This is a genomic window from Chryseotalea sanaruensis, from assembly GCF_003990915.1.
Taxonomy (GTDB): Bacteria; Bacteroidota; Bacteroidia; order Cytophagales; family Cyclobacteriaceae; genus Chryseotalea; species Chryseotalea sanaruensis.
On record NZ_BHXQ01000005.1, the window covers coordinates 310,247 to 334,026 of the forward strand.

The following is a 23,780-nucleotide window of genomic DNA, read 5'->3' on the forward strand; positions in this document are numbered from 1 at the left end:
GATTACATATTAGTAGCTAATTTAACCTTGTAACGTGTACCCATTCCAAAGTCTTCATCCATTTTAATAATCTCTCTGCTTTTTTTGCTGATATAGAAAACTGCATACGATTTAGCATTATAATCAATACGTAGTTTCCAACAGTCAATTTGTTTGCCATCAATTGTATTTAACTTTTCAGACCCTGTAACTTTATACTCATAAAATTGTGGATTGCTTCTTCCACCAGGATGATAATAATTAATGGCAAAACGCTTCCCTTCCTTCAAATCCAGTATTGTAAAGGTTTCTAAATCTAATTCCCAGTTAAGTGGTTTTTTTGTGATCAGTTCGAAGGTTGCTTTTTTATTGTTTGCGACTGAGTCGGAGCCTTTTATTTTATTATCATAAAAATCAAAAGCTTCAATGCCTGTTCTTTTTGAGATGGTTTTGTGGTAAGTGGGTAAGTAGTTTTCTTTGTCCACCAAAGAATACACGTACCGATAGTCAGTACTATCAGCGCCATACCAATGCTGTACTACTTCAATGTGGTCTTTCCCATTTACTTGTCTAACTGAGACTTTCCGATCCCACACAAATGTTTTACTTTGTTTAGGCATTTGTTTAAATTTAATAAACACCAGGTACTGGCTTGTGCCTTGTTTTAGTGAAGCATCTATTAACTTTTTCGGAATAGCATAAATGGTATCAACTTGCGCTTTCAGTGTTGAAAAGAAAAGTGTCAGGCTTAGTGTAAGGATAAATTTTGTCATAGCTTTTTTATAGATAGGTACGACTGCTTTAGCTTTCTGTTTACAATAATCAATAGATACCGAAATGAAATCATCGGATTATGATAATTAATCAATAAGATCAGTCTGTTGTATGAATCTTATATTCTGTTGATCCGTTGGACTGATTGATTGAAACTTTACAGCAATTCATCAGCTTTTCTCTATATTAACCCTGCATGAAAACATCTTTTTTCTCGAGGCATCGTATGTTGATGCTGCATCTATCTTTTTGGCTCGCTTATTTCACCTACAGCATTTACGACCTGCAGGCCTATCTCGGTCTGATTAAGGGAGCTGGGTATATTTCTCTTCGGCTGATCTTTCTGTTGCTGGCCAGCTACCTGCATTATTTTTTGGTGTTGCCTATTTGGTTAACAGAAAAGAAGATATGGAAGTATATAGGCTTGGTAACATTATTAACTATCGGAATAGTTAGCTTAAGAATTTTTGCTGAGAATATGATTCTTCCACACATTGTGAAAAATGAAGCCTACTATCAGACAATAAAACTGAGTCGGATAATCAGTACTTGCTGGGATACAATGGTATTCATGATGTTTACCGGGATGATTCGTTTCACTGTTGATCGTTTTGATTTTGAGTCGAGACAGAAACAGTTAGAGAATGAAAAGTTAGTAGCCGAACTGAATTATCTTAAGGCACAGATTAATCCTCATTTTTTATTTAACACTTTGCATAATTTAAATTACCTGGTGTATGCCGGTTCAGCCAAAGCAACTGAGGTAATCATTAAGCTGTCGAATATTATGCGTTACATGATTTACGAAGCGAATAAAACGGAAGTTCCATTGAAACACGAGGTTAATTATCTCTATGATTATATTCACCTGGAGTCAATCAGACTCAGTCAGGTTTTAAATCTTACTTTTGAAAAAGAAGGAGATATTGATAACGTGAACATTGCACCTCTTACACTCATTACCTTATTGGAAAATGCTTTTAAGCATGGTATTCGGGATACGGAACAGGATTGCTGGATAAAACTGAAACTGAAAATTGAAAAGGGTGTGATTTACTATGAAGTAGCTAACCGCATACTTGCCTCTGATCCCACGCGACAGGCTTCAGGCTTTGGGTTAGAGAATTTGCGTAGACGTTTAGAATTAGGCTACCCTAATCGACACAGCTTGCAAATCACCAAACAAAATGAAGTGTATACCGTTCAATTACAATTGAGATAATATGATTCGCTGCCTGATTGTAGATGATGAGCCTTATGCTCGTAAACTTTTAGAGGAGTTTATTCAGAATACAGAAGAGTTAACCTTAATTGCTTCGGCTAACAATGCGATGGAGGCCCGTGCAATACTGACCAGGCAAAAAATTGATCTTGTTTTTTTAGATATTCAAATGCCTGAGTTAACGGGCATAGATTTTCTAAAATCGAGTACTCGGATACCCTTAGTTGTTTTTACTACTGCTTATGCAGAATATGCCTTGCAAGGTTTTGAATATGACGCTGTTGATTATCTGTTAAAACCTTTTGATTTTAATCGGTTCTTAAAGGCAGTGAATAAAATTACTGAACGATTTCAGATAAAGAAGCCACATGTTGCATCAACTTCAGCTAACGAAAAGGATTATATTTTTGTAAAAGACGGTACACGTTTGGTTAAAATTGATTTGAGTAGTCTACTTTATATTAAAGGTTCACGCGAGTATGTAACTTTTGTAACAAAGACTAGTAAAACGATGACCCTGATGTCGATGAAACAGTTGGAGCAAGAACTGAAGGATGATTTTGTCCGCATCCACAATTCTTTCATTATCCGACTTGGGGCTGTTGATGAAATTACTAAAGATGAAGTAATTATTAATAGAGAAGCGCTGCCGATCGGGGCCACCTACAAGAAGTATTTGTTGCAGAAACTGTAGAAATAACTTTTTCTAGTATTTCTTAGCTTCTCTTTAGCTTTTTTTAACCCACCAAAATCTTCCCGGTCTCCTGCAATTCATCCATCACTATCGTATGTGGCCTGTCATGATAAACTTTTACATTAACCTGTGCTCCCATTTTCTCCATCAGTTTTTTTGAATCTTCGCTGCGTGTTATGGGAACATGCGGATCATTCTGACTATTGGCAATGAATACTTTAGTGCCAGCGAAATCACCTTGGTAATGTTCAGGATAAATTTTGTCGCCAATTAAACCACCCGTAAGGGCGAACACCCCACCCCAACGTTGAGCGTTACGTGTGGCGAACTCCAAAGTAAGGCAAGCACCTTGCGAAAAACCACCGATGTAGATGTGTTCTGCTGGAATACCTGCCGCTTGAATATCCTCAACAATGCTTTTTACATAAGCCAAAGCACTGCTGAACCAAGGCTCGTTTTGTTGTATGGGCGCTAAAAAGCTCAATGGATACCATGAGTTGTTGGTCGCTTGTGGCGCAACAATGTAAAAATCATTTACGGGCAAGTGTTCACGAAGCGTTAAAATATCTTCTGCGCTTCCGCCTCTGCCGTGCAGTAAGATCAAGGCTTTCTTTGCCTGACTCAACGGTAAGCCTGCTTCTATTATTTTTTTTACGTGTGTCATTAGTCCATGAATTTATCCGTATTCACTTTGATAGGCTGTAAGCCTTTTTCAATGGCTGTACGTGATGCTTCTTGCCATGGTGGTAATTTTAAAGCTTCACCTAAGTGTGCAGGGTGCTCATCAATAGCGAAACCTGGTGGATTAGTTGCTACTTCAAAAAGAATTCCACCCGGTTCTCGGAAATAAATGCTGTGAAAATATTGTCTGTCTAGTACAGGGGTAACGTTGTAACCTTTCGATAATAATTTCTCGCGCACTTCTAATTGAGAAGTATCATCCGCTGTAGCAAAAGCGAGGTGATGAATGGTCCCGCTACCTCCTACACCACGATCGCTTTCAGGCGTGTTGACAATATCAACAAAGTCACCTGCTACTCCACTTGCCGATAGGCGAAAGCGATTTCCTTTTTCTTTAAGTAATTGATGATCCATGCCATGTAGCAGCAGTGCGGCTGTTCTTTCATAACCCTCTTCCGAAAGTGTTACCCCATGAAATCCTTTCACAGCATGTTCAATCGGGATTTGTCCGTAGGTAAAACCAGGACGGTTATCGTCTTTGTTAAAAACCAACTCTAAACCAAGACCATGTACATCTTCAAAATAAATGAAGAGTTCGTCATCGAATCTTTGTTGTGGTGCCTTATGTTGTATGTTAAATTTTTTGAGACGCTTTAGCCAATAGTCAAGGCTTTTATCCGATACGGAAAAAGAAGTAGCCGTCATCTGGCCTTTACCATGCCTGCCTTTCATCATGCCTTGAAAAGGGAAGAATGTCATTATGGTACCAGGACTACCGGTTTCATTTCCATAATATAAGTGGTACACATCAGGTGCATCGAAATTCACCGTCTTCTTCACCATTCGTAAGCCCAAAATGCCCGAGTAAAAATCCACATTCTCTTGGGCATCATCGCCTAATGCTGTAACGTGGTGAATGCCATTGATTAATTGATTCTGCATAAAATCTCTTCTTTATATGAGTAATTCGAACTTTTTGAAGTAAAAAGGACCAATTAATGTGCTAATGTCAGTATAAACGTTGTAAGATAAAAATAGTTGTATATACAATAATTGTTGTAACTTTAATTAGCAGTTCGCGTGTAATAGATCAGTTATAACCTATGAAAACTTATAAAAACAGCATTTTGATGCTTTTGTTAATGGCTACCGCAATGGTTTCAAATGCACAAAAAACAAAAACCATGAAAACAGTATATCATAAAGCCGATACCCGAGGCCATGCTTACCACGGGTGGCTAGACGCACATCATACTTTTAGTTTTGCTAATTACTACGATCCGCTCCGCATACAATTTGGTGCCTTGCGTGTATTAAACGATGATATTGTGCAGGGTGGAAAAGGCTTTGGTCAGCATCCACATGATAATATGGAGATCATCACCATCCCTTTGCGCGGTGCACTAGAACATAAAGACAATTCAGGAGGACACGGAATTATTAAAGCAGGAGAGGTGCAGGTAATGAGTGCCGGTTCGGGAGTGCAACACAGTGAAGTAAATGCATCATCAACTGAAGAAGTAAATCTTTTACAAATCTGGGTTTTCCCGCGACAAAAAAATGTTCAACCCCGCTATGATCAAAAGCAATTCTCAATAGAAGGCCGCTTGAATAAATGGCAAACCATTGTTTCGCCTGCTAAAGATACTGAGGCGCTGTGGGTAAATCAGGACACCTGGTTTTCACTTGGAAAATTTGCCAAAGGTTTAAGCAAAGATTATGTACTCAATAAAGAAGGCAATGGTGTTTATGTTTTTGTGATTGAAGGTGATGTAAGTGTTAACGGACAAAAATTGAATAAGCGTGATGGACTGGGCGTTTGGGATTTAGATAAACTTACACTTGTAGCCGATAACGATGCTGAAGTTTTGCTTATGGAAGTGCCGATGAAATAGGTAAGAATTTCAAATCTAAAATTTCAAATTTTATCAAAAACGGTTAGGCGTATGAACAAACAAAACATAAAACGTTTGCTGTGGAGGCGAACTATAAATTAAATTATGAAAACAAGATCTGTCTCTCATTTATTATATGCTCACCCCATGGATATGGGAGGCTTGCCCATTAGGCAACCCTTACCTACACAACAGGTTCAGCAGGTAGATCCATTTTTATTATTACACCATGCCAACATAAAAGTACCTGTGCATCGTTCACCGTTGCATAGCGGTGTAGACCCACACCCTCATAGGGGTTTTTCTCCAGTCACTTTTGTTTTTGAAGGTGGTGTGCACCACCGCGATAGTCGTGGTAATAATAGTGTTGTTTATGCGGGAGGTGCCCAATGGATGAATGCCGGCATGGGTATTATTCACAGCGAAAGACCAGCACCAGACATTCATGAAATTGGTGGCAAACAAGAAATTATTCAGTTATGGATTAACACACCAGCAAAGCATAAAATGGATCAACCTTCCTATTTTCCTGTACAAGCGGATGAAGTGCCGGGTTTTCTTTCCACTGATGAATTGATAAAGACAAATGTTTTTGCAGGTGAACTACATGGTGTAAAAGGAAAGGTAAATACACTGAGTCCTGTTAATGCGGCCACTGTGTATGCAAAAAAGGGGGGACACATGGCCTATCAGTTGCCCGAAGATCATGCTGTGTTGTTATACCTGTTAGATGGTAAAATAACATTGGATGGTTATGGTTTAGCAGAAGGCTTGCACTTGGTTTATTTTAAACAAGATGGAGAAGGCATCAGCTTCGAGGCCAATGAAGATACACGTTTGCTTTTATTGAGTGGTGCGCCATTGAATGAACCGGTAGTTTCGCACGGTCCTTTTGTAATGAATAATCAAACACAAATTATGGAAGCCATGCGTGATTATCAGATGGGGAAGATGGGGATATTGGTGGAGGAATAGTTCTAATTCTAGCCCCTAGCTTCTAGCCTCTAGCTTCGAGTTTCTAAATTCTAAATTATGTCAAACAATCAATTAACCTTAACCAAAGCCTTAAAGGCTGGATTAATAGCCGGAATTATTGGAGCCGGTATTAATAATGTATGGAGCTTAATAGCCAGTGCATTGGGCGCTACAATCCCTGCAGGATTTTTTATGGCAGTAACTATTTCATCAATACTACCTGTATTAATCGGTGCATTCCTGTTTTTTGTTTTTGTGCGTTTTGTACCCAAAGGGAAGCTAATATGGCTAGTGCTAAGTATTGGTTTCACCTTATTTAGCTTCTATCCTGTGTTTACAACACCTCAGCTACCGGATGGCACAGTCCTGGATAGTACATTTCGGCTTTTAGCTGCGCCCATGCATGCTTTTTCAGGATTTTTAGCGATTTGGGGAATTCCAAGATGGAGCAAGTAAACCGAATGCACCTGAATATTGTTTGTAAGCGATGATCAATGAATTAACAATGACTAAATCAGCCAATATTGAATTTAAAGTAGCCGACCTGATCAAACAAAGAAAAAGTTCGAGAGCCTTTTCTACGAAGTTGGTTGAGCAAGAGAAAATAAACTCCTTGTTTGAAGCTGCCCGTTGGTCAGCTTCAAGCATGAACGAGCAACCTTGGCAATATTTATTTGCTACCCGTGAACAAACGGAATTATGGAGTAAATTTTTCAGTGTATTAAATGAAGGTAACAAGACGTGGGTTCAACATGTGCCCCTGCTGATTTTTAGTGTAACACGAAAAGTATTCAAACGCTTTAACTCACCCAATGCCTATACGCTTTATGATTTAGGTGCCGCTAACTCCTTATTATCTTTGCAGGCTGTTGACTTAGGTTTACAAGTGCGACAAATGGCAGGTTATGATCATCAAAAAGCCAGAGAAATTTTTAATGTGCCTGATGAATTTGAGTTAGGAGTGATGATGGCAGTTGGATATCCCGCACCGATTGAAGAGATGCCCGAAGAAATTCAGGCAAAAGAATTGACTGCCAGAGAACGCTTGTTGCAGGAACATTTCGTAAAAAATGGTATCTTTTAGGATGGAAGAAAAAGTAGCAGTTGCCACCATTGGCCAAGAAATTTATAAGACGGAATTAGTTGCTCGAACGCATACGATTGTTGCTGATGAACCGCTTGATGTCGGAGGAAAGGACTTGGGACCAAGACCGGGTGATTTCCTAAGAATGTCACTAGCCTCTTGTACTGCCATTACTTTACGCATGTATGCCAACAGAAAAAACTTTGATGTACAAGAAATAAAAGTAACAGTAGCTTCGATAGATGTAGAAGGAGGCACTGGTTTTGAAACACTGGTCGAAGTAAAAGGCAAACTTGATGAGCAACAACATGAGCGTATGTTGCAGATTGCGAAACTCTGTCCAGTGCATAAGGTGTTAACCAACCCTATTAAAATCAGTACCAGTCTTGCGATGATTAGTTGAAATAATTAATGGATAAGAGAAACATAATTAAAAAGTATAGCAATGGTGAGGTTACCATTGTTTGGAAACCTGGTGATTGTATCCATTCCACAATATGCTTTCGTGGTCTTGGTGAAGTATTTGATCCACAAAAACGCCCTTGGGTTACACCCGAACACAGTACCACAGAAAAAATAGTAGCGCAAATCAAAAAGTGTCCAAGTGGAGCGCTTAGTTATTATATGAATAGCGACACTGAACAAACACAGGTGGAGGTGAAATCAGAAACCATTGTTGAGACCAGCCCTAATGGACCACTATTGGTTTATGGAAATGTAGTAATAAAAGACAAAGAGGGTATTCTGACTAAAAAGAATAATGTAACTGCTTTCTGCAGGTGTGGAGCTTCATCTAATAAACCCTATTGTGATGGTTCGCACAAGAGAATAAACTTTGTCGATTAAGCCAGGGGCAAGGTAAAAGTAATTTCAGTACCTATACCCGACTCACTCTTAACAAACATTTGCCCACCATTGTGTTGTACAAATTCACGACAAAGTAAAAAGCCGAGTCCAGTTCCTTTTTCCTGTAAAGTACCAATTTTGGTAAAATGATCCTTGGTAAGCTCAAGGCGTTGTATTTCACTCTCTGTCATGCCAATCCCTTCATCTTTAATAGTTATGTAACAATCTTTTTCAATTGCGTTAGCAGTAACATAAACACAACTACCCGATTTAGAAAACTTGATTCCATTGTGGATAAGATTGCGTAAAATAACCTGTACCTGATCAGGATCAGCATAAACCAATTGAGTAGCTTCTATATTATTCTTTATAACAACTTCTTTGCGATTGGCGATGTCATGTAACAAACGTGTAGCTTCATCAACCGTACCTTTAATATCAATTATTACAGGCCTGGTTCTGATGCCCTCCATCTGACTCATCGACCAATTCAGCAGGTTTTCTAATGTCCGTTGTGTAACATTTACATTAGCTTTTAACTTATCTGAATGTTTAATAAATTCTTCCTGTGTCAGTAAGTTTTTTGTGAATAAATCTAAAAGTGATTGAAGATTATTGACAGGGCCTCGCAGGTCATGACTTATTACAGAAAAGAGTTTGGACTTGAGTTGATTGAGGTCGTGCAGTTTTTCAGCTTGCACCTCCATCTCTTCCTTTTGTTGTTCTATCGATTTATTTTTTGACGAGAGTTCTTCGTTCGCTTTACGATGAGCCCGTTTGGCATTCATTTGTATGAACAGTAAAGCCCACAACAGTATTATTATGATGATTAATGAAAAAACTATAATGCGTTGATTATTACTTTGCTGCTGTTTAAGGGCATTTTCTTTTGCAAGCAGAGAAATGGTATTGTCTTTTTGTTCGGTCTCATATAGAATTTTCATCTCTTCTATTTGACCTAATGAGGTAGCGTTAAACAAACTGTCTTTAAACTGAGAAGCAAGGTTAGTATGTACTAAGGAATTGTAAGGCTCCTTTTTAAAAAGATAGACTTCGCTTAATTTCTCATGTGCTTTAAAAAGAGCCTGCCAGTTATTAATTTCATAACTTGTGCTGATTGCTTTTTTTAGATAGCCTATAGCCTTGTCGTATTGCTCTAAACCAACTAAAGCTGAGGCGACTTGATAATTACTAATGCCGTAGCCACGCTTATTCTGTACCAAACTGTCTAGTATAAGTGCTTTAGTAGATAGTTGAAGCGCCTCATTAAATTTATTTTCCGATAAAAGAACGCGAGCTTTCCTTCCATATAACACACTGGTGTTAAGTGTATCATTTAGCAGATCATAAATTTCAATTCCTTTATCGGAGGCATAAACTGCAGAATCATTTTTATTGACTTCCGCATAATAGAAAGAAAGTTCTCTGTAATAGTTAGCAAGTACCTTTGGATCTTCAGGATGGAGGATTGCTATGTCGTAAACCATATTCAGGTATTTCCTTCCTTCCTCCGGATTATGGAGATCTAGAAAAGTGCGACAAAGTTCTAAAAGTATTAAGGACTTCTCATAGTCATATGGAGTGGTCTCCATGAATTTGAGTGAGCGGTAGCCATACTCTGCACTTAATTTATAGTTAGCTTTCACCCAATTGCTATACGCAAGTGTATAATAGGCAAAACCATTGAGGTAATTGTTTTTAGGCTTAAGCGAAGCGATTGTTTGTTTACAATAATAGATCGCACTATCAGGATTATTAAGCCGGATACTTTGCGCCCTATATAGAACAGCTATGATTTTCAGACTGTCTTGTTCACTTTGTGCTGGGGAAGGTGAGTAAACAAACAGCAGAAAGAATAAGATGATCAGTTTACCCTTCATGCACCCCGAAAAGTAGCGAACTCTTGTTACTTAGAAAAGCATTAACTCATTTAAACTTTTAAAAGTATTGGAATACTTAAATGAAAAGAACTTAAGTACTTATTTTTTATGAATTATTAACTAAAAACCTCGTTTTATGGAATTTTTTTATGTACTACCCAATACGTGGTACACAGTTTTTTGCAGAATATAAATGCGTTAAACAAGCACCGGTCGCTTAAGTAGCGACCGGTGCTTGGTATGGTGATAGAAATTAAATGTTTTCTGATAAGGCTGTAATCCGTTGCTCAGCTTCAGAGTAGCCAAGGGTTGCAGCCAGTTTGTACAACTCAAGTGCTTCTTGTTGTGTAGCTTTTTTCTTACGGGGAGCCAACTTAGTTCTTTCCGCGGCAGTTTCAAGTGCCTGTGCCTGCTTAAAATATGATTCAGCCTGGCTATCAGATGCCTCACGAATTAAACCGTCAACTTTTTGTTGTAAGGAAGCAATCCCTTGCTGATTTAACTTAATTATTTCAGTCTTCTCGAACAACTCCTCATCCTTATGTTTTACCACTAACATCAACTCACTGTTTTCACTTCTTACTTTTTCTACTTCTTCCTGAAGTGCTGCCAATTGCGCTGTACTTAGTTCAAGATCTTGCTTTAACTTTTTAACAGTGTTGGCATAGAAGCGATTATCAGCCTTAGACTTTTTAATGGTAGCCTCCATACCAGCCAGTTTATCAAAAGTCTGTTTCACATATTTATTAATGTCGTTAAGCCTTTCGGTATAATTGGCATATGAAGTGCCTTCAACCATATGCAGACTAAGTGAATTCCTGCTTACATCGATTGAATCGATAAGCACCCCCACATCATTTAAAGTCTGAGCAAGCTCAATACTTGTTTGTAATTCAGATTGAAGTGAATCAACAGTAGTTCTTAGCTGTTTATTTTCCTCAACATTACAACTGCTCAACATTGCTGCTGCAGCAATGCCTGCGGTGATAGTGAATAATTTAAGTTTCATAGATTATAATTAGTTTACACACTATAACGTATGAAGTTGAGGTAAAAATTGAATTCACAGGTGAGCTACAATATGCTTCGGTAAAGTAACGAATGTAGCAATTAACGTTATACTAAAATGAAACTCAATTTTTTATAAAGAATAAAGGCCATGAACTTAATCATGACCTTTATGCATTCGCTTTTAAAATTAATGAAATGGAGTTAGCATCTTTAATTTTTTACATCAACATGAGGAGGTATTAATTTGTATACAACAGGTGTTACAATTCTTGAAAGTAACGTTGAACTGACTAATCCACCGATAAGTACAATAGCCAAAGGAGATATCAAAGGATTAGATGACCAGGCAATCGGTAATAACCCACCAATGGCGGTCATTGAGGTTAAAATGATTGGGAGGAAGCGAACTTCACCTGCTTCACGAATAGCATCTTCTAATGATTTACCCTGCTCTCTCAATTGGTTAGTAAAGTCTACCAATAAAATTGTATTCTTTACTTCAATACCGGCTAACGCAATCAGCCCGATTATGGCAACAAATGAAAGTGAATTGCCTGTGATTAATAAAGCGAGCACTGCACCGACTATTCCTAAAGGAATAACAGACAATACAATTAATGTACTTTTAAATGTTCCAAACTCCAGTACCAGCACAGCTATAAATAAGAAGATGGTTACGATGATTACACTTTCAAATCCGCCAAATGATTCCTGTCTGCTTTCAACTTCACCACCCATGCCATAGGAATAACCAGCGGGTAAAGCCATAGCATCCATTTTTGTCACTACATCGTTAATCACATTATCAACTAAAAAACCTTTACCAACAAAAGAGGTTATAGAAACCATTCGTATTTTATCGAAATGATTTATGTTAATGGGTGATGACTCCAACCTGAGGTCAGCCACTTGATTAAGCGGAATCGCTCTCCCTTGTTGGTTGTTAATATATAGGTTTTGCAAAGCATCCAGAGTAGATTGACCTTGGTTTGCTTTTGTTAACAGAATCTCAACATCATCTCCGTTTTCATCAGAGAATTTACCAACGTTTAATCCTGCTACTGCTAAACGTACAGTGCGGTCAATAGTAACAGTTGGAATCCCCAGCATCTGCGCCTTATCTTTATTTATATCTACCTTAATATCAGACTTAAGGTGTGTAACAGGATTGGTAATGTATAAAGTGCCTTCAGTTTGTTCTAAGGTTTGTTCAACTCTTGCAGCAAGACTTCTGAGGGTGTCTAAGTTATCACCAAACAACCTCACCTCTACTGGTGCATTAATTGGCGGACCTTGTTCGAAGTTTTTCACTTCCACCTTTGCACCAGGGTAGGGTGTCCATTTACTCCGCAGTGTTTCAATCAGCGCAAGTTTCTTGGCTGGCGATGTATCTTCCTGCAACTGAACAAAAATCTGTGTATAATCTGTTCGTTCATTTTCAGGAATTACATTGTAGTAGATGCGCGGATTACCTTTGCCTACATTGGTAGCAACATATTGTACTTCATCATATTGGCTTAGTTCTTTTTCAATTTCTTTGGTAATGCTATCAGTATATGCCAGGTTAGATTGAAGCGGAGTAGTAATCTCCACCAGAAACTGTGGTTTTTCAGAGGCGGGGAATAAACTAAAACCAATGACCGGGAAAAGTTGTAGCGAAGCAATAAAAATAACTAATGCAATACCAATCGTCCACCAAGGTTTTGCTAAAGCTTTATCAAGCAGCACTGCGTAACTACCATTAATAAATTTTTTAAGACTACGCATAAAGATGTTGCCATCAGGATGACCATGGGGTTCTTTTAACAAACGACTTGATAAAAAAGGAATGATAGTTAGCGAAACCAGCATAGAGGCTAATACTGAGGTAATCACACCCATTGGCAAACTTCTGATAAATTCACCGGCTGCTTCCGGTAGAAATACCAAGGGTAAAAATGCGATAATGAGTGTTGCAGTACAGCCAACTACTGCCAAGCCTATTTGTTGAGTAGCTTTTAAAGTAGCCTCCATTCTGCTATGCCCGTCTCTTAACCAGCGCTCAATATTTTCTACTACTACAATACTATCGTCAACTAACAAACCGAGAGCAACCACTAAACCAACAATACTTAATTGATTAAGCGTATAACCCATGGCATTCATTAAGACTATACCTATTGCCAGGGAAAGTGGAATCGAAATCATTACAATGAGTGCGGCACGTTGACCGAGAGGAAGCAACGTTATGGCTACCAGTAAAATTGCAATGATAAAATCCATACCTAAGCCACTCAGTCTCTTATTTACATTGTCAGCCTGGTCGAAGTGGTGAACAAGATCAATGTTAACGGGAAGTGTTTTTTTAAACTCTTCAATAATGGGCGCATATATTTCCTGTGTTTTAGAAATGTTTTCACCTGGCTTTTGGGCAGCAGTTACAAAAATACTTCTATAACCATTCAATCGGGTAATGTGTGTCTCGTCCTCATAACTTAAATAGACAGCAGCAATATCTTTTAGTAGAATATTTTTGTTATTTGATGAAAGTACAATGGTGTTGCGGATTTCATCTACATCTTTATAATTACCGCTGGTTTTTATATTGAATGATTTGGTGCTTGCATCAACACTACCACCAGGGATGTTAGCGATTTCACTTTGCAGGTTTCCAATAACAGCCTCAAGCGGAATACGGAGCTGGGCCATTTTTTCTAACTGTAGGTCTATGCGTACTATTCGATCGGGCAGACCATGAATTTTTACGTTTTTTAGTTGTTTGATTTGTTCCAGCTTGTCCTGTAAATTTTCTGCGGCTTCTTTCATTTTATCGCGCGCGGCACTCTCGGAAACCAAGGCGATCTGAATGATGTTAACATCAGAGGGTAGTACCCTGCGCACTTCAAGACTCGCCAGGTTTTGAGGTAGTTCAGTGCGCAAGGCATTTACTTCTCTAACCAGCTCAGAGTATTTATCGTCAACATCATTTTCATAGAGGTATTCTACAAATAAAACAGCTACACCATCAGAGATATTTGTTTTGATGCGCTTGATACCTTCGAGTCCTGAAATTTTTTGTTCCATTGGCTCAACCACCAGTTCTTCCATGTCTTTAGGACTGGTACCAGGAAACACGGCTACAATTGGATATTGCGGTGCATGAAGTTCGGGGTCTTCCGAACGTGGCATTGTCAGAATTGTAGTAACGCCAAGCGCTATTATCATTAGAAAGATCACCAGTGTAAACTGATAATTCTTTACTGCATAATCTGATATTTTCATAGTAGTATTGGATCTACAGAGATCGCATTGTCTGATTAACTAATATTTAACTACTGGATAACTTTAATAGATGAACCATCCTTTAAGTAGGCGCTACCGGATATAATCAGCAGTTGCTTATCATCTAAACCAGATACGATGATCACTTCGTCTTTAGTAATGCGGCCAATACTTACTATTGTTTTCTGCACCGTTTTTGAATCGTTGGTGGTAAATACATAACCTGTTTGGGCATCACCATCCAATAAAGCAGTGTAGGGAATACGCCAGCCACGCTGTGCTTTGCTGGTGGTAATATTTACTTTGGCAAATAAACCGCTGGCCAGGTTTTCACTTTTGTTTTTAAGGGTAAGTTCTATGTTGAAGGCACCACCCATGCCATCGGTGGCTTCTGATTTTCTGCTAACAAAAGCCTCATGAACTAGATTTGGTGTTGCATCGGTGCTCACTTCTGCCACATCCCCAATATTGATTAAAGCCCACTCGCGATCACTCACACCTACTTTTACTTTCCATTTATTTTCTGAAGCACCATTGGTTTGAAATACGGCACTGCCAGAGGTGATTACTTGTCCTTCGTTAGCGATTTTACGAAGGATAAAACCATCACTTAGAGCTTTAATTTCAGAGTAACTAAGGTTAAAATTTGCTGCATCCATTTGTTGCTGTGCTACCTGCATGCCTGTTTTAGCATTTTGGTATTGCTCAAGTGTTGCCACACTGTCTTTGTATAAATTTTCGACACGCTTGTAATCGCGTTTAGCTTTTTCGAAAGCTAGTTTAGCTTGCGATACTTGCGCAGAAATTTCAGTAAGATTTAAGCGTGCCAGTATTTGATCTTTTTTAATGGCATCACCTTCTTTTACAAATATCTTATCGATAACACCACCAGTTTTAAAAGACAAAAATGTTTCATCATCCGTTGTGAATACACCTGAGCTTTGAATGGTAGAATTAAGTTTTTCTTTGGTAAGCGGTTTAACCGTAACGGGGATAACATCTTTAGCCAATTGCTTTTCGTTGTTGCCTTGGCTTGTGGTGCAGGCCTGAACAATGATCAGGGCTGCAACCATGAGGAATAGGGAGTTTAGTTTCATCGTTTTGTTGTTGAGTGTTGTATAATTTGGGGTCTGTAATAATTTTATCAGTTAACTAATAGTTTTCTTTTGGATCCGTCTGACCGCTGTTGGTATTGGTATTAAGTGGCCTGACGGATTTAATAGTCGTTATGTATTTGTTATTACTTCAGTGAATAGGCAGCTGTTTCTCGTTCAAGGTTAGCAGCAGCAATGAGTACTTTGTATCGGTTAATGTTTAGCAATAGTTGCGTTGTGGTTAGCTGATTGCGAGCATCGATACTTTCAATAAAAGTGCTGACACCTTCTTTATAACCTTTATCTATCAATTTTTGATAGCTGAGCGAAGCTTCATATTGCTTTTGTGCTGATACATAATTTTGGTAGGCACTGCTCACCGTATTGCGCGCAAACTGTGTACTCATTTTTAATTGACTGGCTACAAGACTGCGGTTGAGTTCAGCATTTCTAACATCAAGTTTCGATTGTTGTATGCGATGGCGATTAGTAAAACCAGCAAATAGAGGCATATCGAGTTGTAGACCAATCAAATAGTAGTTGGCGTCATTGTTGTATTTTAAGTTTTCAGCCTGAGCACCTAAGTCTACAAAGCCACTTAGTTTTGGCATCCAGAAAGCTTGTTTCATATTTAACACTGTAGTATTGAGCTCTACTGCACTTTGTAATTGCAATAACTCTTCGCGTTCACGAGCAATGTTTTCACTCTGGAAAGTACTGACAACCTCGTTAACTGCGTCCACAGCATTAAAGTCGGCATTGATGGGTGCATCGCTATCTCTGTTCAAGAGAAAGTTAAAATACAGTTTTGCATTTTTTACCTGCTGTTCAGCTTCGGTAGCCTGTGCTTTAATACTTTCGATTTCACTTTCTGCACGAAGTACATAAGCAGGTAATCCTTTTCCATTTGTTAGCAGTGACTCATTTACACGTTTACTTTCCAACGCCCTGTTCATAGCACTTTGGTAGATGCCTTGTGCTTCTAAAGCGTTTAAATAATTGTAGTATGCAGTTTTTATATTTTTTACAAGCTCTCGTTTGTACACCACTACTTCATATTCTTGTAATAGCTTTTGTTGTTGCTGAATTTTCTTATTGTAAACCAGATCAGTATTGATAAGCGGCATGGAAGTACGCACACGCACATCGTAAAAATTTTTAGGAAAAAAATTCTGATTTACATTTTCAATTTGCGGAAACTGATCGCTGGTGGTAAGTTGGTTTAGAGTAGCGTATACTGGATTTAACAAGTCACCAACAGGTAATGCAATACTTCTTCCACCATCGCCAGTAGTATAGTTACCGATAAGACCAACAGAAGGAGCAAACATGCCATTAGCTATTTTCAAAGCCAGCATGGCTTTGTTGAGCATAACAGTTTTTTGCTGGAGTACCTGATTAGAATCAATACCCTGACGGATATAATCTTCCAGGCTTTGTGCGTATAGCGACTGCGTTGCAAACAACACAACCAGTAGCTGGAGGGATAGAAGGGATTTTGTTAATGGTGTTCTCATAATGAACAGTGTTAAGTGAGGGGATAAAAAATTTTAGTTTTTTAGTTTTTCTAAGAGCGCTATAAATGTTCCGAAGTTGTGATCCAATAAAGTGTTTACATCCATGTTTAAATCTGTTACTTCTGCACAAGAGGTGGCCATGTGTTCTAAATGACCACTGGTTCGCAAAGTACAAAGTCCGTGCATGCTACTCCAGATCATAAAAGACAGACCAACTGACTCAAGGTCTTTGAAATAACCTTCTTTCTTGCACTCCTCTACAGTTCTGTATAATAAAGAGAAAGCGCGATCGCCTTCATGCCATTCTTTTTCGCAATCTGTTACATGCTGCATTGGCTCTTTCATAGAAAAGATAAGCGTATACACATCAGGATGTTCGAATGCGAATTGCATATAAGCCTTGCCTAAGGCAATGAGGCGTGAGAAAGCAGATTGACCAAAATCGATAGTACTGAAATGCTGCATTAATAAGTTGAAACCATCTTGATGCAAGGCATGAACAATTTCATTCTTGTCTTTATAATAGAGATAGATGGTAGCAGGTGAGTACTCAATTTTTTCTGCGATAGCGCGAATAGAGGTTGCTTCGAAGCCTTTTTCTGTAAACAATTGCTTAGCTGCGGTTAGAATATCTTTTTTCAGATCTTCCTTATGTCTCTCTTTTCTTTCGGCTACTCCCATATCGATAGCAAAACAACGGAATTATTCTGAACAGTGTTTAGTATCTCCCTAGTATTTTTAGCCAAAAATTTATAAGTATCTGATAATGAGGCAAAAAATTTTGATTTCTTGTTTTACTGAGCGGTCAAAAACTGATTAATGGAGCACCCTTTTGGGAGATTTACTGTTCTGAGATCTTGCGTAGTAGGGTGACTGGTATGTTTTTTTAATAGAAATTCACCAAACGGAAGCAGGTAATAACCCATAGCTAGTAGCGACAGCCCTAAAGTTTCACGCTGCAAGCTTCCTGAAGGATATGTGCTCAAAAGGTGGGGATATATTTCAAAAAATTGCATCTTACTAACACATTAATGAAATGGGCATTAAACTCGATTGACTCGCAAAAAGAGTCCTTTACTTCTGCTTTTGAGTACTTAACCTATTTTATTCAAAATAATCGAATATCACATGGAGCAGATAACTGAATTCTTTTCTAAACTATTTCAGACCGATGATTGGCCTGCACGCTGGGTGTGTGGTAAATGGTCATCGTTTCATGGGTGGCTATATATCACCAGTGACATTGCCATTTGGCTAGCCTATTTTGTGATCCCCGCCATTATCATTTTCTTTATCCAAAAGCGCCACAGTTTGCCATTCTTACCTGTCTTCTGGTTATTCGGTGCGTTTATTATTCTATGTGGGAGTACACATCTTGTTGATGCATTGATGTTTTGGTGGCCCGGTTATCGCGTGAGCGCGCTTTTACGGGTGTTAACAGCTTTTGTGAGTATGGCTACTGCTTTTGTGCTTATTCGAGATTTGCCTAAGTTGATAGATACACGTCCGGAAGATGAGTTAAGAACATATCAGTTGGAAAAGCAATTGAGAAAGTATGAAGCCGAAATCGCAGAATTAAAAATGCAATTGAATAATAAGGCTGATTAATGACTACTCAGCGAAGGGTTTTAATCTTTATGCAGAATGCCGTCTTAATTTTTATGGCGACATTAATTACGAGCGTTGTTTTCATAGTAGATATGAATACAGATAGCACAGTAGCGGTTGCCAGTATGTATGCTATAGTAATCTTATACAGTTGGCTCTTGCCTGGAAAACGTGCTACTACCTACACGGCAATGATATGTACCGCGCTCACTATTTTTTCCGCAACACAATCCCCAGAAATGGCTGTTAATCCTGATGAATTATCAAAAGCGAATTTCATTATATCATTGGTGGTTATTTGGATTTGTGTAGTAATGGTATTCATTGCAAAGAGTGGTTTTTCTAGCCTTGAAGGAATTAACAAACGACTTTCAGAAAGCACAATTGCACTGCGGGAGAAAGTAAGAGCATTGGATGAACAACAAGATCAATTATCAGATCAAAAGTTAAAACTCGAAAATCTGAATGCCGATTTAATAGTTAAAAATCGAGAACTTGAGCGTTTCACGAGTATTGCAAGTCATGATTTACAAGAACCACTTCGTACCATCAGTAACATGACCCAACTCATTACCCGCAAGTACTACGATAGTTTTGATGATCAAGGAAGAAAGGTGCTCGATTATGTGGCTACCGCAACCAACAGGATGACGGTCATGATTAAAGGACTATTAGATTTTAGTAGAATTGGTAACAAGCGAGAAACAGAAACTGTAGATTGTCAGGAGCTGGTACGTAATATTATATTGGATTTTGATTCAACTTTGAAAGCCGTAAATGCTTCCATTACAATCCATCCGCTACCTGATGTTAAAGGCAATTCAATTGAATTGCGCTTGCTATTTCAGAACTTGATCAGTAATGGACTAAAATTCAGAAGAGCTGATGTAGCACCCAGCATTGAATTATCTGCGCATAGTGATAGCACTCATGTTGAGTTTTGTGTAAAGGACAATGGTATTGGAATAGAAGAAACTGATCACCAAAAAATATTCTACATTTTTCAGCGTCTGCATTCAGCTGAACAGTACGAAGGAACAGGCTTGGGGTTGGCTTATTGCCGTAAGATAGTAGAGTTGCATGGCGGAAAAATTTGGCTTAAATCCATTAAAGGAGTCGGCACTTCTTTTTATTTCACTTTATCTAAAATTATATGAACGAAAAAATTAATAAACTGGAATGCGTCTTGCTAATTGACGATGATGAGGCTACAAACTTTTATCATAAAATAATATTGAAGGAAGAATGCACTCAAGTGCATGTGCAGGCCGTAAGCTCAGCAAAAGAGGGGCTTGATTTTTTGCTAGGCAGAGAAACTTTCGCGGATAGCCCTAAGCCGGGTATTATTTTTCTAGACATCAACATGCCCGGTATGAACGGTTGGGATTTTCTGGCCAAATACAACGAACTCTCATCGGATATACATGAACGATCGGTGATAGCAATGTTGACAACAAGTATTAATCCTGACGACAGAGAAAGAGCTACCGCAATACCTGTAGTGAAAGAATTTGTACATAAACCCCTTACACCTGAAGTTTTCAAGAAAATAGTTCAGAAAAATTTTGCCGATTAATCATTTCTCGTACCTGACATTTCATCGTTTACAGTAGCATATTATTTACTATTATTTGATTTCCACTCGTTGTATTTTTTAAATTCAACTTATTCATTGTGTAGTACCAGATGAAAGAAGAGAAACTTGGGCGCACATCTTTTTTATAATTGTTCTCCAAACGTTAGCAGGTTGTTATCAGGGTCTAACAAAGAAAATTCTTTTTGCCCCCAGGCTTTGCGTTGTAATTGTCCTGCTGGGTGTATGTTTACATTATTATTGAGCATGGCCTGGTATAAACTTTCTATTTCGTTGGCACGAATATAGACTTGGCCATAATTTTCTTTTGGATCAAGCGCCCTAAACTCAAAAAAATGAATTTGTATGTTATCTTTTTCCACCATGAGATAGCCTTCATAATCCTGGCCACCAAATTCAGAAAATCCGAGCATATTCAAATAGTAGTTTTTGGTAACGCTTTTGTCGCGCATAGGCAACTTAGGGTGAATTGTTGTAAGCATATTGTTTAAATTTATCATTAGGTTATTAAATCATCCCAGCTATAATGATTTGTGCGCACTCTTTTGCTTTAAGCCTAATAAGTTAAGATTATGTACCATAATTACAATAAGCCCGACTCTATTTAGCAAAGAGCCAGATACAAGTTGACTCTAAATCTCTTATCTTGTATTTATGGATGCTCAAATCAGTTTCTAATTATTATTTCGACACTATTCGGAATTCTATTAGTATTCATAATAGTATTGATTCTATTTATTGATTTTAGAGACCTTATTTTAAGTAAGCGCATACGGGCAAAAGTAATTCGCATTGTTGAATCACCATGGACGGACGATGATGGAGGTAAACAGATTATGCGATATCCTGAAATTGGATTTGTCGACCCTAATAGTAAAACGATAATACGCCATCTTGTACTTACTAATATAACATAGCGAAAGCCGGGCGATAGAATAAAAATTTATTATCGGCCTGTTAAAAATGAGGTGGGATATAAAATTTGTGCACCTTTTGTATGGATAAAACTTATAGTCATCTTTTTTCTTCCAGCAGGTGCGTTCATGCTATTTTTTGGGCCGCATAGACAATAGTATATATTATTATCTATTCCACCTGATATTAGTACACTATCACTTTTGCTTAGCATGTCCAGCGTAAGTATATCCTGACTTCATTTTTTATTTCTGCTTTCTTCCTAATTGCCCAACTTTTCTTAACCATTGTTTCCTTAAACTTTCAGAGGAGCTTTTAACAACACCAATATATGTGGTACGTACGGGTTTTACTCCGCAAAATTCCAGCGTTGATTTTTTTAATTGATTGATACTGGGCCTTCCATAAACAAGCCAGTAATACCAACCTGGTTGATCCATTGTGGTTATGATATGAGCAGTTTTACCTTTCAATAGTTTTTCCCACCAAACAGAGTTTTCCCGATATTTAAATGCAAAGCCTGGCAAAAAGAGTCTGTCAATAAAGCCCTTGCTAATAGCAGGAAGTCCTCCCCACCAAACAGGATGAACCCAGACTAAATGATCGGCCCATTTAATTTTTTCCCAGGCTTCTTTCAAGTCAGATTCCAGGTCGATTCTTTTTTGATAGCCAAATTGCAAGTTGGGATTGAACTTGAGATCTGCAATGATAACTTCTTTTACTGCTGCTCCTGAGGTTTCCGCCCCTCTTTTATACGCAGCTGCAATTCCAAAATTGAAAGCTTCCTTATTTGGATGACCATTAATGATAAGTATTTTTTTGCTCATCTGCTCTTGATTTAATTAAATTCAAAAGTAGAGCTGGAGTTATTCTTATTTTAGGACATTTGTCTAAAAAGAAATCTCTTTTCTTATCCGACTTAAATGCCTTTGAGTGATGCCTAAGTATGAAGCCAAGTATTGCAATGGGATGTTTTGTACATACTCAGGCTGATGTTTAAGCAAATCGATATATCGCTGTGTAGCACTTTTTTTCTGTAGTTTAAAAATTCTGTTTTCAAGTTCAACATACTGTTGCTCGGCAACGATTTTCATGAACTTTAACCAATTTGGATTTTTTAAGGCAAGGCCATCAATTTTGTTTTTAGGAATTATCAATAATTCAGCCGAAGTAATGGCCTGGATATTCTCCTCAGTACTCTGTCCTGTAATAAAAGAGGAGTAAGCTGTCATCAGATTGTTTGGAAAGGTAATGCAATACGTAGTTTCTTCTCCTTTGTCTGAAATATAGTAAGAGCGAAAAGTACCTGTTTGGACAAAGGCCACTTCTTGACAGGTTTCGGTTTCACGAATAAAATAATCTGATTTGTTCAAATTTCTTTTGGTTGAAAGTTGAATGAAATTTTCTATTTCATCATCTGTTAAAACATGAAAGGACTGTAAATATTTTTTTATCATTTTTTGGTTAATCCATTTCTCTCTTTATCGCCTTAGGGTCCGTGCCACTTCATTGTTAATTACTACAGCATCGTATCGTTCGCTTTGCGAGACTATCTTGAAGGTTAATTGGAAGCTTGTGTATTGCCTTGTGCGCCTCTGGTCTTACTCCTTATTGAGAGAGATGCAGCCATTTAGCTAATAGGTTAATTGGAATTCATGACGGAGTTCTTTCAGCAGTTCAGCATTCACCTTGACATAGGCTTCAAAAGGAATCATGCGCGTAGATTTAATATTGTTAGTGTGGTAATACCTAAGGGCATTGATATATGCCTCCCGGTTAATCTTTTCCGGCTGCGATAAATGAAAGGGAATATACTCATCACTGCTTTCGTAACTAGCCAGGCGATCAAAAATTCCTGTATCAAATAACTTACCTTGAAAGTCGAAATCCATGTGATCAATCATGATTGGCTCGATATACAATTTATATACTGCGGCTTCTAGTTCTTGCCGCTCAAGGATATATTCAATGGAGACAGACAAATCGCCCACCAATTGCTGCAAGCGTTGATTCTTAAAATAACGCAGGCTTCCTGAACTTTTTAACTGCTGAAATATGACCGTGCGAGGCGTAAAGATTATTGGCGTTCGGGCTGTGGTAGCCCACAAGAAATTTATTGCCAGACTTTTTGAACTTGTGTGCAGGCTACTGTCTTTCAAAAAGGTGACCATATAGTCGATGGCTTTTTCTTTTTTTATACGCCCTTCTATTTTGGACATGACTGTGATGGAATCATTTTTGAGTTCTTCATAAAAGCTCTTAGCAAGTTCGTAGGCAAGTTGCTTTTCGGCATTCTCCTCTCTCATGCTATCCGCAAAAAATCCTAAGAAAACGGCAAGGAACAGTAGACTAAATTCAAAGAGATATTTGTTGAAATTTCCTGATAAAAATTTTTTGGACTTAGGTTGAGGGGGTTCTGATAGGGCATCCATAGGTGTTATAGATTTTGAACCAATTTAATCAAAATAAAATTTATAATACATATTAATTAAATGCCCGACTTAAGTTGGTTATCAACACATCCGCGGTGCGAGACTATAATTGGATGTTAAGTAATGAAAAACACAAAGAAATGGTTTACATGGTGTTGGGTGAGCTTCACTTCTGAGGTTTGGCTTCTCCTCACACTTGTTGGTGTTGCGGTTAGGGTTTGCGTGCGTGATGCACCAACAAGCAGACGACTTAGCAATTCGGTAATATTGTAAGCGTAACTGTACTATTCATTTGGTATCAATTGTTGGTGATCTTTC

At 38.1% G+C, this 23,780-nt stretch carries 25 protein-coding genes; 12 read left to right on the plus strand and 13 right to left on the minus strand.

The window, feature by feature from the left end; genetic code table 11:
* Window positions 1–2 precede the first annotated feature (2 nt).
* Window positions 3–752, minus strand: a complete 750-nt coding sequence (locus tag SanaruYs_RS14585) for a DUF3108 domain-containing protein (RefSeq protein ID WP_127123322.1) — start codon at window positions 750–752, stop codon at window positions 3–5.
* Between the two features lie 197 nt (window positions 753–949).
* Between SanaruYs_RS14585 and SanaruYs_RS14590 the strand changes: the two genes are divergently transcribed.
* The gene (locus SanaruYs_RS14590; RefSeq protein WP_127123323.1) at window positions 950–1,975 is read left to right on the plus strand and encodes a sensor histidine kinase; all 1,026 of its coding nucleotides are present in this window, start codon (window positions 950–952) and stop codon (window positions 1,973–1,975) included.
* A 1-nt stretch (window position 1,976) separates the two neighbouring features.
* Complete coding sequence (locus SanaruYs_RS14595; protein ID WP_127123324.1) at window positions 1,977–2,669, plus strand: LytR/AlgR family response regulator transcription factor; 693 nt, start codon at window positions 1,977–1,979, stop codon at window positions 2,667–2,669.
* Between the two features lie 43 nt (window positions 2,670–2,712).
* Here the strand turns inward: SanaruYs_RS14595 and SanaruYs_RS14600 are convergent, their stop codons facing one another.
* Window positions 2,713–3,333 carry an alpha/beta hydrolase gene (locus SanaruYs_RS14600; RefSeq protein WP_127123325.1) on the minus strand — a complete coding sequence of 207 codons (621 nt, stop codon included), beginning with the start codon at window positions 3,331–3,333 and terminating at the stop codon, window positions 2,713–2,715.
* Complete coding sequence (locus tag SanaruYs_RS14605; protein ID WP_127123326.1) at window positions 3,333–4,292, minus strand: ring-cleaving dioxygenase; 960 nt, start codon at window positions 4,290–4,292, stop codon at window positions 3,333–3,335. Before SanaruYs_RS14605 ends, SanaruYs_RS14600 begins: the two co-directional genes overlap by 1 nt.
* A gap of 161 nt (window positions 4,293–4,453) precedes the next feature.
* Here SanaruYs_RS14605 and SanaruYs_RS14610 point away from each other — a divergent pair, with 161 nt between their 5' ends.
* From SanaruYs_RS14610 to SanaruYs_RS14635, 6 genes are all read left to right on the plus strand, one after another.
* Window positions 4,454–5,245 carry a pirin family protein gene (locus tag SanaruYs_RS14610; RefSeq protein ID WP_306307939.1) on the plus strand — a complete coding sequence of 264 codons (792 nt, stop codon included), beginning with the start codon at window positions 4,454–4,456 and terminating at the stop codon, window positions 5,243–5,245.
* Between the two features lie 105 nt (window positions 5,246–5,350).
* Window positions 5,351–6,220, plus strand: coding sequence for a pirin family protein (locus SanaruYs_RS14615; RefSeq protein ID WP_127123327.1), 870 nt, complete (start codon window positions 5,351–5,353; stop codon window positions 6,218–6,220).
* Window positions 6,221–6,277: 57 nt separating this feature from the next.
* On the plus strand, window positions 6,278–6,676 hold the full coding sequence (locus SanaruYs_RS14620; RefSeq protein WP_127123328.1) for a DUF6069 family protein: 399 nt from the start codon (window positions 6,278–6,280) through the stop codon (window positions 6,674–6,676).
* A 49-nt stretch (window positions 6,677–6,725) separates the two neighbouring features.
* On the plus strand, window positions 6,726–7,304 hold the full coding sequence (locus tag SanaruYs_RS14625) for a nitroreductase family protein (protein ID WP_160118672.1): 579 nt from the start codon (window positions 6,726–6,728) through the stop codon (window positions 7,302–7,304).
* A complete protein-coding gene (locus tag SanaruYs_RS14630; protein ID WP_127123330.1) occupies window positions 7,291–7,707 on the plus strand; it encodes an OsmC family protein in 417 nt (138 codons plus the stop codon). Before SanaruYs_RS14625 ends, SanaruYs_RS14630 begins: the two co-directional genes overlap by 14 nt.
* A gap of 8 nt (window positions 7,708–7,715) precedes the next feature.
* Complete coding sequence (locus tag SanaruYs_RS14635) at window positions 7,716–8,150, plus strand: (4Fe-4S)-binding protein (protein ID WP_127123331.1); 435 nt, start codon at window positions 7,716–7,718, stop codon at window positions 8,148–8,150.
* On the opposite strand, the gene SanaruYs_RS14640 is transcribed toward SanaruYs_RS14635, so the two are convergent.
* The 6 genes from SanaruYs_RS14640 to SanaruYs_RS14665 all read right to left on the minus strand — a co-directional run bounded on the left by SanaruYs_RS14640 (window position 8,147) and on the right by SanaruYs_RS14665 (window position 17,594).
* Window positions 8,147–10,030 carry a sensor histidine kinase gene (locus tag SanaruYs_RS14640; RefSeq protein ID WP_127123332.1) on the minus strand — a complete coding sequence of 628 codons (1,884 nt, stop codon included), beginning with the start codon at window positions 10,028–10,030 and terminating at the stop codon, window positions 8,147–8,149. The two genes, SanaruYs_RS14635 and SanaruYs_RS14640, sit on opposite strands and share 4 nt — an antisense overlap.
* Before the next feature lie 253 nt (window positions 10,031–10,283).
* Window positions 10,284–11,039 carry a hypothetical protein gene (locus tag SanaruYs_RS14645; RefSeq protein WP_127123333.1) on the minus strand — a complete coding sequence of 252 codons (756 nt, stop codon included), beginning with the start codon at window positions 11,037–11,039 and terminating at the stop codon, window positions 10,284–10,286.
* 212 nt (window positions 11,040–11,251) lie between these two features.
* On the minus strand, window positions 11,252–14,302 hold the full coding sequence (locus tag SanaruYs_RS14650) for an efflux RND transporter permease subunit (RefSeq protein WP_127123334.1): 3,051 nt from the start codon (window positions 14,300–14,302) through the stop codon (window positions 11,252–11,254).
* 50 nt (window positions 14,303–14,352) lie between these two features.
* Window positions 14,353–15,399, minus strand: a complete 1,047-nt coding sequence (locus SanaruYs_RS14655; protein WP_127123335.1) for an efflux RND transporter periplasmic adaptor subunit — start codon at window positions 15,397–15,399, stop codon at window positions 14,353–14,355.
* 143 nt (window positions 15,400–15,542) lie between these two features.
* On the minus strand, window positions 15,543–16,913 hold the full coding sequence (locus SanaruYs_RS14660; protein ID WP_127123336.1) for a TolC family protein: 1,371 nt from the start codon (window positions 16,911–16,913) through the stop codon (window positions 15,543–15,545).
* A 33-nt stretch (window positions 16,914–16,946) separates the two neighbouring features.
* Window positions 16,947–17,594: a TetR/AcrR family transcriptional regulator gene (locus SanaruYs_RS14665; protein WP_127123337.1), complete on the minus strand. Its 648-nt coding sequence runs from the start codon at window positions 17,592–17,594 to the stop codon at window positions 16,947–16,949.
* A 447-nt stretch (window positions 17,595–18,041) separates the two neighbouring features.
* Here SanaruYs_RS14665 and SanaruYs_RS14670 point away from each other — a divergent pair, with 447 nt between their 5' ends.
* From SanaruYs_RS14670 to SanaruYs_RS14680, 3 genes are read left to right on the plus strand one after another with little or no spacing between them, the layout of a single operon-like run.
* Window positions 18,042–18,521, plus strand: a complete 480-nt coding sequence (locus SanaruYs_RS14670; RefSeq protein ID WP_127123338.1) for a hypothetical protein — start codon at window positions 18,042–18,044, stop codon at window positions 18,519–18,521.
* Window positions 18,522–18,574: 53 nt separating this feature from the next.
* A complete protein-coding gene (locus SanaruYs_RS14675; protein WP_160118673.1) occupies window positions 18,575–19,678 on the plus strand; it encodes a sensor histidine kinase in 1,104 nt (367 codons plus the stop codon).
* Window positions 19,675–20,097 (plus strand): response regulator, encoded by a 423-nt coding sequence (locus SanaruYs_RS14680; protein ID WP_127123340.1) that lies wholly within the window; start codon window positions 19,675–19,677, stop codon window positions 20,095–20,097. Before SanaruYs_RS14675 ends, SanaruYs_RS14680 begins: the two co-directional genes overlap by 4 nt.
* Window positions 20,098–20,240: 143 nt before the next feature.
* Here SanaruYs_RS14680 and SanaruYs_RS14685 read toward each other — a convergent pair whose 3' ends face one another.
* The 4 genes from SanaruYs_RS14685 to SanaruYs_RS14700 all read right to left on the minus strand — a co-directional run bounded on the left by SanaruYs_RS14685 (window position 20,241) and on the right by SanaruYs_RS14700 (window position 23,462).
* Window positions 20,241–20,597, minus strand: a complete 357-nt coding sequence (locus SanaruYs_RS14685; RefSeq protein ID WP_127123341.1) for a bleomycin resistance protein — start codon at window positions 20,595–20,597, stop codon at window positions 20,241–20,243.
* A 678-nt stretch (window positions 20,598–21,275) separates the two neighbouring features.
* Entirely contained in the window at window positions 21,276–21,857 is a 582-nt protein-coding gene (locus SanaruYs_RS14690; protein WP_127123342.1) for an NAD(P)H-dependent oxidoreductase, read from the minus strand.
* 63 nt (window positions 21,858–21,920) lie between these two features.
* Window positions 21,921–22,487, minus strand: coding sequence for a Crp/Fnr family transcriptional regulator (locus tag SanaruYs_RS14695; protein WP_127123343.1), 567 nt, complete (start codon window positions 22,485–22,487; stop codon window positions 21,921–21,923).
* 177 nt (window positions 22,488–22,664) lie between these two features.
* A complete protein-coding gene (locus SanaruYs_RS14700) occupies window positions 22,665–23,462 on the minus strand; it encodes a hypothetical protein (RefSeq protein WP_127123344.1) in 798 nt (265 codons plus the stop codon).
* 123 nt (window positions 23,463–23,585) lie between these two features.
* Here SanaruYs_RS14700 and SanaruYs_RS20120 point away from each other — a divergent pair, with 123 nt between their 5' ends.
* Entirely contained in the window at window positions 23,586–23,735 is a 150-nt protein-coding gene (locus tag SanaruYs_RS20120) for a hypothetical protein (protein WP_160118674.1), read from the plus strand.
* Window positions 23,736–23,780 lie beyond the last annotated feature (45 nt).